Annotated in this window: 15 protein-coding genes; 10 read left to right on the forward strand and 5 right to left on the reverse strand. The window is 68.3% G+C overall.

Annotation, left to right across the window (positions count from 1 at the left end):
- Nucleotides 1-93: 93 nt before the first annotated feature.
- The 7 genes from WDZ95_RS19500 to WDZ95_RS19530 are packed head-to-tail and all read left to right on the forward strand — an operon-like array spanning nt 94 to nt 6,852.
- Nucleotides 94-1,839: a DUF2341 domain-containing protein gene (locus WDZ95_RS19500; RefSeq protein ID WP_425780909.1), complete on the forward strand. Its 1,746-nt coding sequence runs from the start codon at nt 94-96 to the stop codon at nt 1,837-1,839.
- A 2-nt stretch (nt 1,840-1,841) separates the two neighbouring features.
- Nucleotides 1,842-2,252, forward strand: a complete 411-nt coding sequence (locus WDZ95_RS19505; protein ID WP_425780911.1) for an ExbD/TolR family protein — start codon at nt 1,842-1,844, stop codon at nt 2,250-2,252.
- Between the two features lie 15 nt (nt 2,253-2,267).
- Nucleotides 2,268-2,933: an energy transducer TonB family protein gene (locus tag WDZ95_RS19510; protein WP_425780912.1), complete on the forward strand. Its 666-nt coding sequence runs from the start codon at nt 2,268-2,270 to the stop codon at nt 2,931-2,933.
- Nucleotides 2,934-2,966: 33 nt separating this feature from the next.
- Nucleotides 2,967-4,535, forward strand: a complete 1,569-nt coding sequence (locus tag WDZ95_RS19515) for a putative porin (protein ID WP_425780913.1) — start codon at nt 2,967-2,969, stop codon at nt 4,533-4,535.
- A complete protein-coding gene (locus WDZ95_RS19520; RefSeq protein WP_425780914.1) occupies nt 4,522-5,364 on the forward strand; it encodes an ankyrin repeat domain-containing protein in 843 nt (280 codons plus the stop codon). The genes WDZ95_RS19515 and WDZ95_RS19520 overlap by 14 nt, the downstream gene beginning before the upstream one ends.
- Nucleotides 5,364-6,017, forward strand: coding sequence for a hypothetical protein (locus WDZ95_RS19525; RefSeq protein ID WP_425780915.1), 654 nt, complete (start codon nt 5,364-5,366; stop codon nt 6,015-6,017). The genes WDZ95_RS19520 and WDZ95_RS19525 overlap by 1 nt, the downstream gene beginning before the upstream one ends.
- Nucleotides 5,980-6,852, forward strand: coding sequence for a DUF3047 domain-containing protein (locus WDZ95_RS19530; RefSeq protein WP_425780917.1), 873 nt, complete (start codon nt 5,980-5,982; stop codon nt 6,850-6,852). The genes WDZ95_RS19525 and WDZ95_RS19530 overlap by 38 nt, the downstream gene beginning before the upstream one ends.
- On the opposite strand, the gene epsL is transcribed toward WDZ95_RS19530, so the two are convergent.
- Together epsL and WDZ95_RS19540 are read right to left on the reverse strand one after the other, a co-directional pair.
- Entirely contained in the window at nt 6,826-8,070 is a 1,245-nt protein-coding gene (epsL, locus tag WDZ95_RS19535) for an XrtB/PEP-CTERM-associated polysaccharide biosynthesis outer membrane protein EpsL (protein WP_425780919.1), read from the reverse strand. The two genes, WDZ95_RS19530 and epsL, sit on opposite strands and share 27 nt — an antisense overlap.
- A complete protein-coding gene (locus WDZ95_RS19540; RefSeq protein ID WP_425780921.1) occupies nt 8,070-9,509 on the reverse strand; it encodes an undecaprenyl-phosphate glucose phosphotransferase in 1,440 nt (479 codons plus the stop codon). Before WDZ95_RS19540 ends, epsL begins: the two co-directional genes overlap by 1 nt.
- Before the next feature lie 174 nt (nt 9,510-9,683).
- On the opposite strand from WDZ95_RS19540, the gene WDZ95_RS19545 reads away from it, so the two are divergent.
- Together WDZ95_RS19545 and WDZ95_RS19550 are read left to right on the forward strand one after the other, a co-directional pair.
- Nucleotides 9,684-10,439 carry a DsbC family protein gene (locus WDZ95_RS19545; RefSeq protein WP_425780923.1) on the forward strand — a complete coding sequence of 252 codons (756 nt, stop codon included), beginning with the start codon at nt 9,684-9,686 and terminating at the stop codon, nt 10,437-10,439.
- A gap of 249 nt (nt 10,440-10,688) precedes the next feature.
- Complete coding sequence (locus tag WDZ95_RS19550; protein WP_425780925.1) at nt 10,689-12,371, forward strand: HipA domain-containing protein; 1,683 nt, start codon at nt 10,689-10,691, stop codon at nt 12,369-12,371.
- Between the two features lie 61 nt (nt 12,372-12,432).
- On the opposite strand, the gene WDZ95_RS19555 is transcribed toward WDZ95_RS19550, so the two are convergent.
- The 3 genes from WDZ95_RS19555 to WDZ95_RS19565 form a co-directional block, all read right to left on the reverse strand.
- Nucleotides 12,433-13,068, reverse strand: coding sequence for an NUDIX hydrolase (locus WDZ95_RS19555; RefSeq protein ID WP_287468310.1), 636 nt, complete (start codon nt 13,066-13,068; stop codon nt 12,433-12,435).
- The gene (locus tag WDZ95_RS19560; RefSeq protein ID WP_425780928.1) at nt 13,065-13,469 is read right to left on the reverse strand and encodes a hypothetical protein; all 405 of its coding nucleotides are present in this window, start codon (nt 13,467-13,469) and stop codon (nt 13,065-13,067) included. Before WDZ95_RS19560 ends, WDZ95_RS19555 begins: the two co-directional genes overlap by 4 nt.
- A 150-nt stretch (nt 13,470-13,619) precedes the next feature.
- Nucleotides 13,620-13,883 (reverse strand): helix-turn-helix domain-containing protein, encoded by a 264-nt coding sequence (locus tag WDZ95_RS19565; protein WP_166223128.1) that lies wholly within the window; start codon nt 13,881-13,883, stop codon nt 13,620-13,622.
- A gap of 188 nt (nt 13,884-14,071) precedes the next feature.
- Between WDZ95_RS19565 and WDZ95_RS19570 the strand changes: the two genes are divergently transcribed.
- Complete coding sequence (locus WDZ95_RS19570; protein WP_425780930.1) at nt 14,072-15,175, forward strand: hypothetical protein; 1,104 nt, start codon at nt 14,072-14,074, stop codon at nt 15,173-15,175.
- The last annotated feature ends 66 nt before the right edge of the window (nt 15,176-15,241 follow it).

Below are 15,241 nucleotides of genomic sequence, written 5' to 3' on the forward strand. Positions count from 1 at the left end.
TCGGCTCACGCCACGTTTCTGACACAAGCGCGCCGCCGTCGCTTCTTAACGTCGCTGTTTTGCCGCGCGACCGCGGCCTTCGTTCTCACGACCATGAAACGTTTTCTCGCCCTGTTTGCGCTGGTGCTCGCGCTGCCCCTGTCCGCCCACGCCTGGTGGAACGGCGACTGGTCCGCCCGCAAGAAGATCACCCTGGACACCGCCGCCGCCGGCATCGGCAGCGAGGTGGTGGACGTGCCCGTGCTGGTGCGCCTGTCCACCGGCGGTTTCGACTTCCTCGCGGCGCAGGACAACGGCGGCGATCTGCGCTTCGTCGCTGAAGACGACAAGACCGTGCTGGCCCACCGCATCGAGCGCTTCGACAGCGTCAACGAGCTGGCCTTCGTCTGGGTGCGCGTGCCGCGCCTGGCGCCGGGCAACAGCACGCAGCACGTGTGGCTCTACCACGGCCACCAGGCCGCGCCCGCCGCGCAGGCGCTGCCGGTCTACGACGAGGCGCAGTGGGCGGTGTGGTCGATGAACGAGGAACAGGGCCTGCCGCAGGACAGCACCGCGGCGGGCCACCACATCGGCGCCGGCGCGCTCACGCCGGTGCCGGCCGGCCTCGTCGGCGGCGCGGCGCGGCTGTCCAACGGCGCCGGCCTGCAAAGCGGCGCGGCTTCGCTCGCCGCGGGCAGCGGCTTCACGCTGTCGCTGTGGGTCAAGCCCGAACAGGCCGATGGCCAGTTGCTGGCCTACGGCAGCCTGAGCCTGGCGCTGGCGCAGGGCACGCCGGTGGCGCAGGTCGGTGCGGCGCGCGCCGCGGCCCCCGCGCCGCTCTCGCTCAACGCCTGGCACCACGTGGCTGTGAGCTGGGGGGGCAACGCGCTCACGCTGTTCGTGAACGGCCAGCCTGTGGCCACGGCGAACGCGGCCTTCGTGGGCGCGCCCGCGCTCACGCTGGGCGCGGGCTTCACGGGCGAACTCGACGAGGTGCAGGTCTCCACGGTGGCGCGCAGCCCGGCCTGGGTGGCGGTGCTGGCCGACAGCCAGGGCATGGCGCCGCGCCTGGTGCGCCAGGGCCCCGAGGAAAGCGCTGGCGGCGGCGAACACACCGGCTACTTCATGGCCACCATGAACAACCTGACGGTGGACGGCTGGGTCGTGACCATCATCTGCGTGTTCATGCTGTTCGTGGCGCTCTACGTGATCTGGGCCAAGGCGCTGCTGCTGGCCCGCGTGGAGAAGAGCAACCCACGCTTCAGCGAGGCCTTCCAGCGGCTCAGCGAGCAGCTGCGCACGCTCGACGCCGACGCGCGCGAACACGCCAGCCGGCTCGACGCGCTGACCGCGCAGCAGGTGCAGTTCCGCCACTCGCCGCTGATGCGCATCTACGAGGTCGGCGCGCGCGAGCTGAAGTCGCGCTTTCATTTCGGCGACGAGCGCGCCTCGGTGGTGCACCCCGATGGCGTGAGCGCGCCGTCGGTGAGCGAGCGCGCCATGCTCGCCGTGCGCGCCGCGCTGGACGCGCAGATGACGCGCGAGCGCGCGCGGCTGGACCGCAACATGGTGTTGCTGACCATCGCGATCTCGGGCGGGCCCTTCCTGGGCCTGCTGGGCACGGTGGTGGGCGTGATGATCACCTTCGCGGCGATTGCCGCCGCCGGCGACGTGAACGTGAACGCGATCGCGCCCGGCATCGCGGCCGCACTGGTGGCCACGGTGGCCGGCCTGGGCGTCGCGATTCCCTCGCTGTTTGGCTACAACTACCTGCAGACCAAGATCAAGACCTTGTCCAACGACATGACGGTGTTCGTGGACGAGTTCGTGACCCGCATGGCGGAAACCTACGGGGACTGAACATGGCCAAGGCCCAGGAAGACGGTGCCGTCTACGACGACATCAACATCACCCCCATGCTGGACCTGTCGTACGTGCTGCTGGTCATCTTCATCCTGATGACCACGGCCTCGGTGCAGGGCATCCAGGTGAACCTGCCGCGCGCGAGCAACACGCCCAGCCTGGCCAAGCCGTCCACGCGCGCCATCACCATCACCAACACCGGCGCGCTCTACCTCGACGCCTACCCCATGGCCACCTTGGCCGACCTCGAGGCGCGACTGCTGCAGTTCAAGGCCAACACGCCCGATTTCCCGGTGATCGTCAAGGGCGATTCGGCGGTGCAGTACGAGAAGGTGGTCGAAGTGCTGGACCTGCTCGGGCGCATCGAGCTCAACCAGATCGGCCTGGTGACGCAGCGCCCTGCGCGCTGAACGTGCGGGTGCCTCATGTCCGAAGCCCCCAAGCGGTACGCCCGTCTGGTGCTCGTCGCGCTGCTGGCAGCGTTGGCGATCGCGCTCGTGGTCTGGCTCTACCAGCTGTTTTCCAAGCCGGCCGAGGGCCCGCGCAAGCGCGCGGTGCAGGAGATCGAGCTCGTGAAGCCGCCCCCGCCGCCACCTCCCCCCAAGACTCCACCGCCGCCCCCCCCGCCGCCGCAGCAGGAAAAGATCGACGTGCCCAAGCCCGCGGCCTCGCCCGCGCCCACGCCAGCGCCCGACGCGCAGCCGCCCGGGCCCACCTCGTCACTGCCGGGCAACGGCAGCGGCGATGCCTTCGGGCTGCCGCCCGGTGACGGCCGCGCCAGCATCGGCCCCGTGGGCGGCGGCGGTGGCGGTGACCGCTTCGCCTGGTACGGCGCGCTGGTGCGCGAGCGCATCACCGAGGCGATCCTGCGCGACGAGAAGCTGCGCAAGGCGCAGGACTACCAGCGCGTGGTCAACGTGTGGGTGAGCGCCAGCGGCGCGGTCACGCGCGTGGAGCTGGTGGGCGCGGCCGCCCAGCCCGAGCTCGACGAGGCCTTGCGGCTGGCCCTGCGCAACCTGGCCCCGGTGCGCGAGGGCGCACCGGCCGACATGCCCCAACCGATCCGGCTGCGGGTGTCCGCCCGCTCCTGAAACCCTTTCATCCGATCCCAGACGAGAACGCCCATGAACCAGCAGCCCTTTGCCTTTGCCCTGCGCCCCGGCGTCCTGGCCGCGGCCCTGCTCATCGCCGGCGCCGCGCAGGCGCAGACCGCGGGCAGCGAGCGCGAAAGCCTCGAAACCCTGCGCCAGACCACGCTGCAGCTCATCGAAGCCCTGGTGCAGCAGGGCGTGCTGCCGGCCGACAAGGCGCGCGCCCTGGTGGCGCAGGCCGAGGCGCGGGCGCGCGCCACCGTGGCCGAGCAGCAGAAGGCCGAGCAGAACACGGTGCGCATCCAGTACGTGCCGGCCTCGGTGCGGCAGCAGATCGCCAACGAGGTGCGCGAAGAGGTGGTGGCCCAGGCCAAGGCCGAGCGCTGGGGCGACGTGAACGCGGTGCCCGAGTGGGTCGACCGCTTCCGCTTCGACGGCGAGATCCGCGTGGGCTACCAGCGCGACATGTTCGACAAGACCAACGCGCCCGAGGTGTTCCAGCAGATCGCGGGCCAGAACATCAACAACACCCTGATCGACCGCGACCGCGAGCGCCTGCGCGCCCGCCTGGGCCTGACCGCGCGCGTCACGCAGGACGTGACCGCCGCGCTGCGCCTGACCACCGGCAGCAGCAGCGATCCGGTGTCGACCAACCAGACCCTGGGCAACTACGGCAGCAAGTACAACTTCGCGCTCGACAGGGCCTACCTGCGCGCGCGCTCGCAGGACGTGCTGCCCTGGCTCACCACGACCGCGGGCCGCATCCCCAACCCCTTCTTCAGCACCGACCTGATGTGGGACGACGACCTCGCGTTCGACGGCATCGCGCTGCAGTACGAAGACCCCGCCGCGAGCACGCGCGAATGGCGCCCCTTCGCCACCGTGGGCTGGTTCCCGCTGCAAGACAGCGAGCGCTCGGCGAGCAATGCCGCGCGCAGCCGCTCGCTGCTCGCCGCGCAAGGCGGCGTGGAATGGGTGCCCAGCAACGAGTTCCGCGCCAAGGTCGGCCTGGCGCTGTACGACTTCCGCAACGTCAGCGGCGTGCGCAACGACTTCAACAGCGTCACGCAGAACGGCACGCAGCCCGCGTTCCGCCAGAAGGGCAACACGCTGTTCAACCTGTCGAATCCGACCAACTTCAGCGGGCCCTTCGGTCTCGCGGCCGACTACCGCGTGCTCAACCTCACGACGGCGGTTGACTACACGCTGTTCAACCCGGTGCACCTGATCCTCGGTGCCGACTACGTGAAGAACATCGGCTACAGCCAGGCGCGCGCGCTGGCGCGCACCGGCCTGAACCTGGCGCCCGAGGACCAGGGCTACATGCTGCGCGCGGCCATCGGCATGCCCAACATGCTGCTCAAGGGCGACTGGCAGCTCTCGCTGGCTTACCGCTACCTCGAGGCCGACGCCGTGCTCGACGCCTTCACCGATTCGGACTTCCACCTCGGCGGCACCAACAACAAGGGCTTCATCGTCGGCGCCCAGTACGGCCTGAGCCGCAACACCTGGCTCAGCGCACGCTGGCTCTCCAGCCGCGAGATCTCGGGCCTGCCGCTTTCGATCAACAGCCTGCAGGTCAACTTCCATGCGCGTTTCTGACGGCCTGACGGCGCTGCTGGCGTGCGCGCTGCTGGTCGGCTGTGCCTCGCACGGCGAGCAGGCGCTGGCCCTGCGCGAGCGCCTGGAGCAGGGCGCGTCCACACCCGAGGACCAGCAGCGCTGGTTCACCAGCCCGCAGGCCACCGCCGAGGCCGCGCGCGCCGCGCGCGAGCAGCCCCCGCGCCTGGCCACGCCGCTGGACCAGCGCCTGCTGAACGCGGCCGCCGAGGGCGACGCCGCTGCCGTGCGCGAAGCCCTCAAGGAAGGCGCGCTGGTGAACGCCACCGACGCACTCGGGCGCACGCCGCTGCTGCAGGCGGCGCGCGCGGGCGACCTCGAAACCGCGCGCGTGCTGCTGCGTGCGGGCGCCGAACCCGAAGGGCGGCCCCACGCGGGCGCCACGCCCTTGTCGGCCGCGGTGGTGCGCGGCCACCTGCACATGGTGCGCCTGCTGCTCAAGGCCGGCGCCGAACCCGACGCCGCGCCGCCCGGCGAGCCCACGCCGCTGGTGCTGGCGGCGCGCCTCGGCCTGGGGGGCGTGGCGCAGGCGCTGCTCGCGGCCGGCGCCAACCCCGAGGCGCGCGACCGTTCGGGCGACAGCCTGCTGCTCATCGCGATCAACAGCGACCAGCCCGCGCTGCTCGATGCCCTGCTCGCGCGCGGGGCCGACCCCAACCGCGCCGACAGCAGCGGCCTGTCGCCCCTGTACTGGGCCGAACAACTGCAGCGCCCCGACCTCGCCCTGCGCCTGCAAGCGGCCGGCGCGCGCGACGGGCTGCGCCAGCAAAGCCCGCGCGCGAGCGGGCCCTACCGAACGGAGGATTTCTGATGGTCTGGCACAACACCGGCGTGCGCGCCGTTCTCGGCGTGGTGCTGTTGGCCCTGTGCGTGGGCGCGTCGGCGCAGGACGACAAGCGCAGCCAGCGCGAGCGCGAGGCCCTGCGCCGCGCCCAGCAGCAGGCCCAGCGCGCGACGCAGGAACTGGGCGCGCTGCAGCAGCAGCTCGCGGCCGCCGAAGCGGCGCGTGCCCGGCTCGACGGCGCGGCCCAGGCGGCGCAGCAGCAGGCGCGCAGCGAGGCAGCGCGCGGCCAGCGCCTGGCGCGCGATCTCGCCGCGGCGCGCGAGGAGCGCGACGCGCTGGCCCGCGACAAGGCCGCGCTCGAAGCGCAACTGGCGCAAGCGCAGGCGCGCGCGAGCCGCCTGGACAAGGAGCTGGCGGCGGCCACCGAGCGCGGCCGCGCGCTCGATGGCCGCCAGGCCACGCTGGGCCAGGAACTGGCCGCCTGCACGCGCCGCAGCCAGGGCCTGTACACGACGGGCCGCGCGCTGATCGAAGACTGCCGCCAGTACCACGCCGACAAGCCCGCGCTGAGCCTGGAGGCCTTCACCGGCCTGCGCCGCGTGGGCCTGGAGAACACCTTGCAGACCTACCGCGACCAGCTCGATGAGAACAAGCCTGTTGCCTTGCCCGCTCAGCCCTGAGGGCCGAGCGCGGCCGCGCACTTTCTCGCGCCGCCTGCTCGGGGGCAGTGCGCTGCTCGCCGCAGTGGTATCGGCGCTGGCGGCCTGTTCGGCCACGCCCCACGAAGCGCACCACGCCGAGACGCCGGCGCCGCTGGCGCAATCGGACTGGGTGCAGGCCTCTGACTTGGCCGACCTTGGCGACACGCCGGGGTGGCGCCATCAGCGCTACGGCCAGCAGCGGCCCACCGACTACGAGCCCGGACACCACCAAGGTCGCGCCGCCTTGCGCGCCCGCAGTGAGGCCGGCAACAGCACGCTGCGCCTGCCGCTGGCGCGCGCGGTCGAGCCCTTGCTGCGGCTGCGCTTCTCCTGGTTTGTGCCTCGGCTCAACGACAGCGCCGACCTGCGCGACGCCGACATCGACGACGCGGTGGTCCGTGTGATCCTGACCTTCGATGGCGATCGTTCGGCATTCCGTGCGCGCGATCATCTGCTGTCCGAAATCGTGCAACTGGTCACGGGCGAGCCGCTGCCACAGGCCACGCTCATGTATGTGTGGGATCACCGCTACCCGGTGGGCACTGTGATCGCCAATCCCCATACCGAGCGCATCCGCATGTTGGTGGTGCAGTCGGGCGCCGAGGGGCTGGGTCGCTGGAGCGACATCGAGCGCGATGTCGAGGCCGATTACCGGCTGGCTTTCGGCGAAGCGCCTGGTCGGGTCACGGGTCTGGGTCTGATGAGCGACTCGAACAACACCGGCGAAACCGTGCAGGCCTGGTTCGGTCCGCTGGCCGTGAAGGCGCTCGGCCGAGCCGTCCCGGGCTCAGAAGCTCGCGTTCAAACCGAGTGATAGCGCGCGGCTGTCGAAGGTGGCGCCGGGGTCGGTGCTGAACCGGCGCACGCGCTGCCAGCGCAGGTCCAGGCTGGCGTTGTCCTGCACCGACCAGCGCAGGCCCAACGACTGGTCGCGCGTGCGGTCGCGCCGGGGGTCGGGGGCCTGGCCCGGCGGTGGCTGCAGGGCACGGCGGCGCTCCTCGCCGGTCTGCAGCGTGAGCGCGAGGCGCGGCGTGATCGACCAGTTGGCCAGCAGCGACCAGCGCTGCGTGCGCGCGATGCTCGATTGCGCGGTCTGATAGCTGTCGGTGTCTTCGCTGGCGCTCCAGCGCAGCAGCGTCTTGGCGGTGGGCGTCCAGCTCAGGTTCAGGCGCGTGTTGGTGGCGTCGTAGTCGCGCAGCGCGAGCCGCTGGTGGCGCCGCTGCACCCGCGCGAGGCCGGCGTCCACGCTGAGCTGGCCGGTGGCGGGCCAGGCGAGGTCGAGCAGCCATTCGTGCTGCGAGAAGCCGTTGTCGCGCAGCGGGTCGGGCGTGCGCAACGGGTCCAGGGTTTCGCCGCGACCGCTGCGCAGGCGCAGTACCGCGCTGCTGCCGCGCGCGGTGTCGTGGCGCAGGCCGATCGCGCCCGAGCGCAGGCGTTCGCTGGCTTCGCCGAGCAGCGGCTGCTGGTTAATGTTGCTCGTGTCGCGCACATCGGCCAGCAGGCTCCAGCGCGCATCGACCTGCCAGCGCAGGTCGGCGCTGTCGTCGCGGCGCAGGCGCCGGTTGCCTTGCGTGAGCACGCTGGCGTCGGCGAAGCTGTTGACGCTTTCGTCGCGTTGCGAGCGCAGCGTGCCCGTGATCCATGGCGTGACGGCCCAGCGCCAGCGCAGGTTGTGGTTGCGCGCGAGCAGATCGAGCTGCGTGTAGCGGTCGTAGGCGTAGTCCACCAGGCCCAGGTCGGCTTCGAGCCGCTGCAGGCCGAAGTCGTGCGCGTAGCGCAGGCCGACGGAGCGCAGCCGCACGGTCTCGCCGGCATCGGCGCGGCCGAGCACGCGCTGCGGGTCGGCGCCGTCGGGCAGGCGAAACAGGTTGTCGTCGTGCTGGATGCGGTAGCCCGCGCTCAGGCTCAGCCCGTCCTGCGGCTGCGCGCACAGCGGCGGGCCGGCCAACCCCAGGGCCAACCCCAGGGGCAGCGCCAAGGCTGGCACAGGGAGGGTGCGCAGGCGGCGCACCGCGCGGCGGCCGGCTTGCATCAATAGGCCTGCTGGTCCTTGAAGACCAGGCGGATGGTCTTGAGGATGATGAGCAGGTCGAGCTTGAGCGACCAGTTGCGCAGGTAGTCGAGGTCGTGCGCGATGCGGCCTTCCATCTTGTCCAGGGTGTCGGTCTCGCCGCGGTAGCCATTGACCTGGGCCCAGCCCGTGATGCCGGGCTTGACCTTGTGCCGCACCATGTAACCCTTGATGAGCTTGCGGTAGAGCTCGTTGTGCGCCACCGCGTGCGGCCGTGGGCCCACGATGCTCATGCGCCCCTGCAGCACGTTGAAGAACTGCGGCAGTTCGTCGAGCGAGGTGCGGCGCAGCACCGCGCCCAAAGGCGTGATGCGCTGGTCGTTGCGGCGCGCCTGGGTGATCTGGGCGCCGTCTTCGACCACGGTCATCGAACGGAACTTGTAGACCAGGATCTCTTCGCCCGACTGGCCATAGCGGCGCTGCTTGAAGATGACCGGCCCGGGCGAGCTGAGCTTGACGGCGATCGCCAGCGCGAGCAGCAGCGGCGACAGCACCAGCAGGATGCACAACGACAGCAGGATGTCGCTGCCGCGCTTGAGCAGGCCGTTCATGCCCTGGAACGGCGTGTCGCACACGGAGATCACGGGCACGCCGCACAGCACGGTGGGCTTGCTCTGGATCAGGTCGGTCACGAACAGGTCGGGCACGAAATAGATCGAGGCCGTGGTGTCCTTGAGATCGTCGAGCAGCTTGAGGATGCGCGGCTGCGAGGCCATGGGCAAAGAGATGTAGACGTGGTCGATGCCCTGCTGGCGGATCACGTCGGCGAGGCTGTCGAAGCGGCCCAGCAGCGCAAAGCGCGGCTCGGCGGGCAGGCGCTCGCGCGAGCGGTCGTCCACGAAGCCGACCACATGGAAGTTGTGCAAGCGCGCGTCCTGCAGGTTGTGCGCGAGCTGCAGGCCCTGGGCGTTCATGCCGGCCACCAGCGCGCGCACCGGCGGGCCCTGCCACCGCACCAGGGCGGGGGCGGCCGCGCGCAGCGCGAGCCAGGCCGCGGTGTCCAGCGTGGGCACCAGCGCCATCCAGCCGCCGATGACCTCGTGCGGGAACAGCTTGACGTAGCCCGTCGTCCAGCCCGCGGCCAGCAGCAGGCCGAAGGTGGTGGCCCAGCTCAGCGCCACGTCGAGCAGCAGCATGCGGACGGTGCCGTTCAGCCGCGAAGGGCCGGGGAAGGTCATGGCGAACACGACCACGGCCAGCAGCAGGTATTCGGGGTGGATGCCGCCGTCGAGCAGGCTGGCCAGGCTCCAGAGCACGGCCACGCCGAGCACGGGGCTGGTCGACACCTCGAGCACGTTGAGCAGGCTGCCACGCGAGGTGGCACCGCCCGCGCTGGCGCTGCGCGTCGGGGGGTGTTGACCGGGGGTGGTGGCGTCGAGCACGGGTGGCCGTTGGGACACTGAATGGCCACGAGTGTGCGAGGCCTTTGTGACAGCTTCGATGCGCGCCACCCCACCAGGCCCCAGCCAGGGCCCGCATGGTCCGTTCGGACCATTCGGCTGCGCCCGACCCCGAAGCGTCATGGAGCGCTGCCAGAGTGCGCGCATCCCCCCACCCACCCGGCAGGAAGCACCATGGACAGGCAGCGACGCGACGGTTTGAAGCACATCTCGGTCTGGGCCGGCCTGGTGGCCGCGGGCCCGGTCTGGGCCCAGGCACCGGGGCCGCGCAGCGCGGCGGCGCTGTCGGCGATCGTGGAGGCCCTCACGGGCGCGAAGGTCGAGGCCATTCAGGCCGGTCCACTTCCCGGACTGCACGAGGTCATCGTGCGTGGCAAGGTGCTCTATATCGACGACAGCGGCGAGCACCTGATCCAGGGGCAGATTGTTGAAATCGCTCAGCGTCGTTCACTGACGGCCGAACGCGAGGCGGCATATCTGCGCGCCACCACACCCATGCTGAGTCTCAAGGACCTCAACCTCGCGGATGCGATCACCTATGTGCGGGGCAAGCCCAATGAAGGCCGTGTTCTGGTGACATTCGAAGATCCCCGCTGCGGGTTCTGCAGGCAATTGCACACGTTGCTGGACGGCATGCGTGACCTTACGGTGCATACCTTCCCCGTGTCGTTTCTCGGACCGGAGTCTCGATCACTGAATCAGCGCATCTGGTGCTCGGGGTCGCGTGTGCAAAGCTGGAACGAAGCCATGGCTGGCAAACCCGTCGCCGAAGCAGCGGCTTGTGAATTTGGCGCACTTGATCGCAATATGGCATTGGCCGAGCGCTTTCGTGTGCGAGGGACGCCCACCATCTTTACCGCAACTGGACGCCGATTTGATGGTGTTGTCGGGTTGGATGCCATCGAGTCTGCTCTCGCGAGCGTGGGTTGATTCCCTTGCTTGTAATTCCACAAAGAGAGTTCACGCCACCGACCGCCCAAAGGGCGCTTATCTTCGGTTTTGCTGTTCCATTGGCGCGCTCAACACAGCACCGCTATGTGCACGTTGTGGTCCCCTCGATTTCCTGAGCCAGTCAGAAGTAGAGGTTGGGTTGGCGCGTGGCGTGATCCCGCAAATGCAGGGTAGACCAGCAGTCGTGACGCAAGAATGGCAAGGGTTCCTTGAGACCCCTTTGCCGCCATGAATACCTCTGCTAGCCACGCCATCGCCCGCGCTGAGAAACACCTCGCCAATTGCATTCACCAAGCCCGGCGCCGCCGCGGCTGGACCCAGCACGAGTTCGCTTCTCAGGTTGACACCTCCATCAGCATGGTTCGCCGCATCGAGCGTGGTGACCCGGGTGTCTCTCTGTGGATCCTTATGCGCGGCGCGCTGCACCTCGGATTGCTGAGGGCGTTCAACCGGCTGCTGGCCATCCGGCATCGGCAGTACCGCGACAGGCGTGGCCGCAGCGGACACTCGACGCCGCGCCCGGCCGTGGTGGCTGCGCCTGCGCAAGCGACAGTCGACGTCGTAGCGCTGCCTGAAAAACTCCGGCAGTTGCCTCATGAGCCGCAAGCTCGCCTGTTGGTCCACCTCGCGGTCTACTTGGGTCAGACTTCTCTGGCGCTGGGTAGTTTGAACGTCTACACCCAGAACGACGAGGTGTATTCCGAGTTCACCTACGACAAGGGTTGGGTGATCAGCCCCCGCTTCTTCTCCGTCTCACCCGACCTGGCCCATACGGCAAAGCCCCAGCGGTTCACGCCGCGTCAGGGGGAAGACCTCGACGTTTTTGCAGCATTGGCGGAGACCACGCCGTCTGGCTTCGGGTTGCAGGTTGTGAGCAAGGCTAGCGAGCGCGGGCTGCTCGCGGCGTCACATGGGGAAAGTAGGGCGCTTCGTGTTCTGGAGGGGTTGAAGGCCGTGCCCAACGTCGCGCGCCTGGGCGCGCTGCGGCTCGTTTCGCCAGAGGAGTCGCCAGACGAGCTTCCTCATGCGCGTCGCACGCTCCCCCGCGAATCCGATTTGCCTTCCCTTGCTGCGGCTGTTTACGCCTTGGAGGGCGGGGCCGTGAGCTCTGCGCAATTGCAGCTGCTGGTGACGAGCGCCACCGCTCTGGGCGGCTCACGCCCCAAGGTCACTTGGTTGGGCAAGGACAATACCCTTTGGGTCGCAAAGCTCCCCAAGAGCTTCGGTGACTCTCTGTCCAATCGCTCCGAGGCCCTGGCCATGTCGCTGGCCGAGATGGCCGGGATCGACTGCGTTGCGGTCACCCTGCGGCACTCGCCTTCAGGCCCCTTCCTGATCGCACCGCGGTTCGACCGGGAAGGAGAGGGCAAGCGCAAGCACGTTCTGTCGGCCAGGGGCATGCTGCACGCCAACGAGTGCGATGTCATCAGCCCACTGGAGCTCCTGGGTGTGATGCGCGAGCGGTGCCTCGATTTCTCATCAGACGCCCGCGAGCTGTGGCAGCGTCTGCTGTTCATGTGCCTCATCCGTCAACCGGGCGATGAGTTGCGCAAGATCAGCTTTGTCTACGCGGGGAACGGGCTGTGGCGTCTTGCGCCGGCGTATGGCCTGCGCCTGCATTCCTTCTCGATGCAGTCGTTGAAGGCGCAGCAGGCAGCTGGGTCAGGGCTCGAGATGAGGCTCTTGCCCTTGATGAAGGCGTCAAGCGCATTTGGCATGGAGCCTAAGCAGGCACTCGATCAGTTGCGCCGGCAGCTCAATGTGCTCGCGCGTTGGAGGGATCAGGCGGCCCATCTGTCGGTGGGCATGAGCCAGTTCGACATGGCGCAGTTTCAGCACGCCATGACCCAGACGGCCATTGAGGGTGCGACCCTTGCCGCGAAATGTGGGCGCGAGCTCGACATCGCTTAGCCTCAACGCCGCAAGCCCAAGCACAAGGCCTCAAATGTTCCCGCCCGCTTGATTCGACGTTTTAGGCGGTCGTCGCCAGCAGGTTCACGATTGGTCCGTCGTGGGGGCTTTTGAGGACCTCGTGCAGCTGCGTTGATGGCACGAGCATCACCGCCTGCGTTTCCCAGCCCATGTCCGCCGGGTTACCCCCGACCCGCTCGGCAAGGTAGTAGCGCGTGTAGCTCTGGGTGCGAGGGACGTCGATGAGGTGCTTGATCAGCCTCACCTGCAGCCCACTCTCTTCGAAAACCTCCACCAGGGCCGTCGCCTGCGCCGACTTGCCTTCCATCGTGCCCTTCGGAAACGTTGCCTGGTAGCCCGCGAAAGCGTTGCTGGGCGCCACGATCCAGATTCGGCCGTCTGCCTCGCGGATGACCGCACCGGCTGCCTTCTTGTAACCCTTGGGGACCTCGAAGGGCGGCTCACCAATCGCTTGGCTGGCCGCCAGCGCTTCCCAGCCCTCGTCGGAGGTGGGGGCGTCTGACCAGCGCCTGATTGCGATGCCGTTCACTGAGGCCGGCATTTCGCCCTCGGGTACCACGCAGGCGGTCGCGCTCGGATCTGACCAGGCGGGGAGGGGCGTGGGGCTGCTGGGATTCTTCAGCCGTACAGGCGCACCCTGATCGTCGGGCCTGGGGTGAAAGACAGGCGCGCTCATGAGGAGCTGGCCCCAGGCGAGCGCGCACGGCCGCGCTTGGTGGGGGTGCTCATGTACACGCTGGGCTCTTGCTGGAGCCGATAAAGGACATCCCACACCCCGTGATACAGGTGAGCCCGGGCGGCACCCTGGCGCTGTTTTACGGCATCCTTGAAATTCGAATAGTCCAGGGTCTCGGCAAGCCGCGCCATGGCGGCAGCAACCGTATCCTGAGGCGCGACCGCCCTGAAGCGGTAGTCATTGACCGAGCTCTCCTGAATCGGGCCCAGTTCAGCGAGGTACTGCGCTTGCAGCGCTTCCAGATCCGAGCGCACGCGGGCGCGGACGGTCAATGTCTTGTTTTTGATGTCCGTGGGCTTGCGAACCACGCTGAAGAACCCGATGGGGGTGATGAGCCACATGCTGGCGCTCCCTGAAATGACGAATGGCCCCGTGGCCGAGCGCGACCAAAGGCCAGTGACCGCCATGATGGACAACACCGCTTCCGCAAGCCACAGGCGATAACCCTGTAAGCGGGCACGGCTGCCACCAGCAGTTCGGTGCCGAGATGCTCAGGTCTTGGTGCGCTTGAGCCGCTTGTAGCGCAAGAGTGTCAGGCGCAGCAGCTCTGGCAGGTCCATCTCCAAGCCCAGCGACAACTTGTGCAGCACGGTGAGCGAGGGCTGGTTCTGCGCCAGCTCCACCTTGGCCACGAACGTGCGGTTGACGGCTGCTCGGTGGGCGAGCTCTTCCTGGGAAATGCCCAGTTCGCCCCGACGCGCCTTCACCTCCGCCGCGAAGGCCTGCATGAGGTCGGGGTTCTGGGTACTGCGCACCGCCGCACTGTCATGCGAAAGTACTGTTTACACACCCGTATATATGGTACAAAACGCGCCGCCTGAAGGGCCCTCGAATCCATTCAATTCAGCGTGAAGTCAAGGCCTGCCATGAAGCACTGGCCGGATCAAACCAGCGGGAGCATTCATTGAAATCACATCTTTCACACTTGGTGGCGGGCGCTGCCATGTTTGCCGCGCTGCTCGGCGCGCTGCAGCCCGCCCCGGCTCGAGCAAGCGGAGAGCCATGGGCCATTGAGTACACCGAGCGCCTGGGCGCTCAAAGCGCCTATTGCTTCGGCAAGAGCTGTCGCGCAGCGGAGCAGCAGTACGCCGCCACATTGCTGCGGGTCTGTATCAATCGAGATCCGAAGACCGCTGGCTTCTTTACGCAGGGCGACTGGGTGGTTTCGGTGGGGCCGGACGGGCCTGCCACCTGCCGCGAGCGACTGCATGCGGACCCGGCCAAGAAGATCCTGTATCTGCAGGCGAACTTCTTGGGCGGTACCCGGCTGGATACCCGTGCGCCTGCGACCATTCGATGCGAGCCCAACCCACCGGGCCAGGTGGAATACAACCCATGTGAGTCCGCCTTTTTCACCCCGAACCCGTCCAACCCGCGGTTCATGTTCCTGAACGGTGATGGGATTCACCGTGTGGTTCGTGATGCCAAGGTGGTTGACAGCATCGAGCGCTACTTGCGCGAGGAGGACATGCGGCGCGCCGAGCAGCAGCGCGCGCAGTACCTGGCAGATTTTCAGAATGCCAAGGGGTCGCTGATCGCGCTGCGCGCTTTCGAGCAGAAGTACCGGGGGGATGATCCGGACCGACTGATCGAGCAGCTAGCCGATGTAAGGCGAGAACTGCAACTTCAGGAGTACCGAGATCGGTATGCCCAGGTCAATTCCACATCGTCAATGTTGGCGTTCATTGAGGACTACCGGGACAACGATCCAGAGGGCAAAGTGCCCGGCGTTCGCCGTCGCCTGGATGAAGAGATGCAGCGCCAGCGAGACCTTGAAGCAGCCGAGACCAAGCGCAAGGAGGCGGAAGAGTTGCAGAGCCAGCTCGCCGAGATCGAGCGCGACATCATCTGGTGCAAGCGGCGCACTCAGGCTGCGAGGCAAGTCATTGCCCGCGAGGAGGAGATTGGGCGAATCTCGGGTTTCGTGAACAAACGGCTGATGCGAGAGGCTGGGGAGCAAATCGTGGCCTGTGAGGAAAACAACCCCAAGCGCTTCGCGGAGTACCAACGGCGCGGCGGGCGCAAGAGCTACGCTCAGCTGCAGTGATGTTCGGGCCCGGTGGGCGGTCTTCGGGACGCGGCAGTCGCTTCTCTGAATGCTGCCGATTCAGTT

The organism is Hydrogenophaga sp. T2 (assembly GCF_049843535.1).
Taxonomy (GTDB): domain Bacteria; phylum Pseudomonadota; class Gammaproteobacteria; order Burkholderiales; family Burkholderiaceae_C; genus Hydrogenophaga; species Hydrogenophaga crocea.

Bases quoted from the DNA above. Each gene is read 5' to 3' on its own strand.
- WDZ95_RS19515 (WP_425780913.1), top strand. From the start codon at position 2,967: ATGAACCAGCAGCCCTTTGCCTTTGCCCTGCGCCCCGGCGTCCTGGCC.
- WDZ95_RS19555 (WP_287468310.1), bottom strand. From the start codon at position 13,068: ATGAGCGCGCCTGTCTTTCACCCCAGGCCCGACGATCAGGGTGCGCCT.
- epsL (WP_425780919.1), bottom strand. From the start codon at position 8,070: ATGCAAGCCGGCCGCCGCGCGGTGCGCCGCCTGCGCACCCTCCCTGTG.
- WDZ95_RS19525 (WP_425780915.1), top strand. From the start codon at position 5,364: ATGGTCTGGCACAACACCGGCGTGCGCGCCGTTCTCGGCGTGGTGCTG.
- WDZ95_RS19510 (WP_425780912.1), top strand. From the start codon at position 2,268: ATGTCCGAAGCCCCCAAGCGGTACGCCCGTCTGGTGCTCGTCGCGCTG.
- WDZ95_RS19560 (WP_425780928.1), bottom strand. From the start codon at position 13,469: ATGTGGCTCATCACCCCCATCGGGTTCTTCAGCGTGGTTCGCAAGCCC.
- WDZ95_RS19570 (WP_425780930.1), top strand. From the start codon at position 14,072: ATGTTTGCCGCGCTGCTCGGCGCGCTGCAGCCCGCCCCGGCTCGAGCA.
- WDZ95_RS19550 (WP_425780925.1), top strand. From the start codon at position 10,689: ATGAATACCTCTGCTAGCCACGCCATCGCCCGCGCTGAGAAACACCTC.
- WDZ95_RS19520 (WP_425780914.1), top strand. From the start codon at position 4,522: ATGCGCGTTTCTGACGGCCTGACGGCGCTGCTGGCGTGCGCGCTGCTG.
- WDZ95_RS19530 (WP_425780917.1), top strand. From the start codon at position 5,980: ATGAGAACAAGCCTGTTGCCTTGCCCGCTCAGCCCTGAGGGCCGAGCG.
- WDZ95_RS19505 (WP_425780911.1), top strand. From the start codon at position 1,842: ATGGCCAAGGCCCAGGAAGACGGTGCCGTCTACGACGACATCAACATC.
- WDZ95_RS19500 (WP_425780909.1), top strand. From the start codon at position 94: ATGAAACGTTTTCTCGCCCTGTTTGCGCTGGTGCTCGCGCTGCCCCTG.
- WDZ95_RS19545 (WP_425780923.1), top strand. From the start codon at position 9,684: ATGGACAGGCAGCGACGCGACGGTTTGAAGCACATCTCGGTCTGGGCC.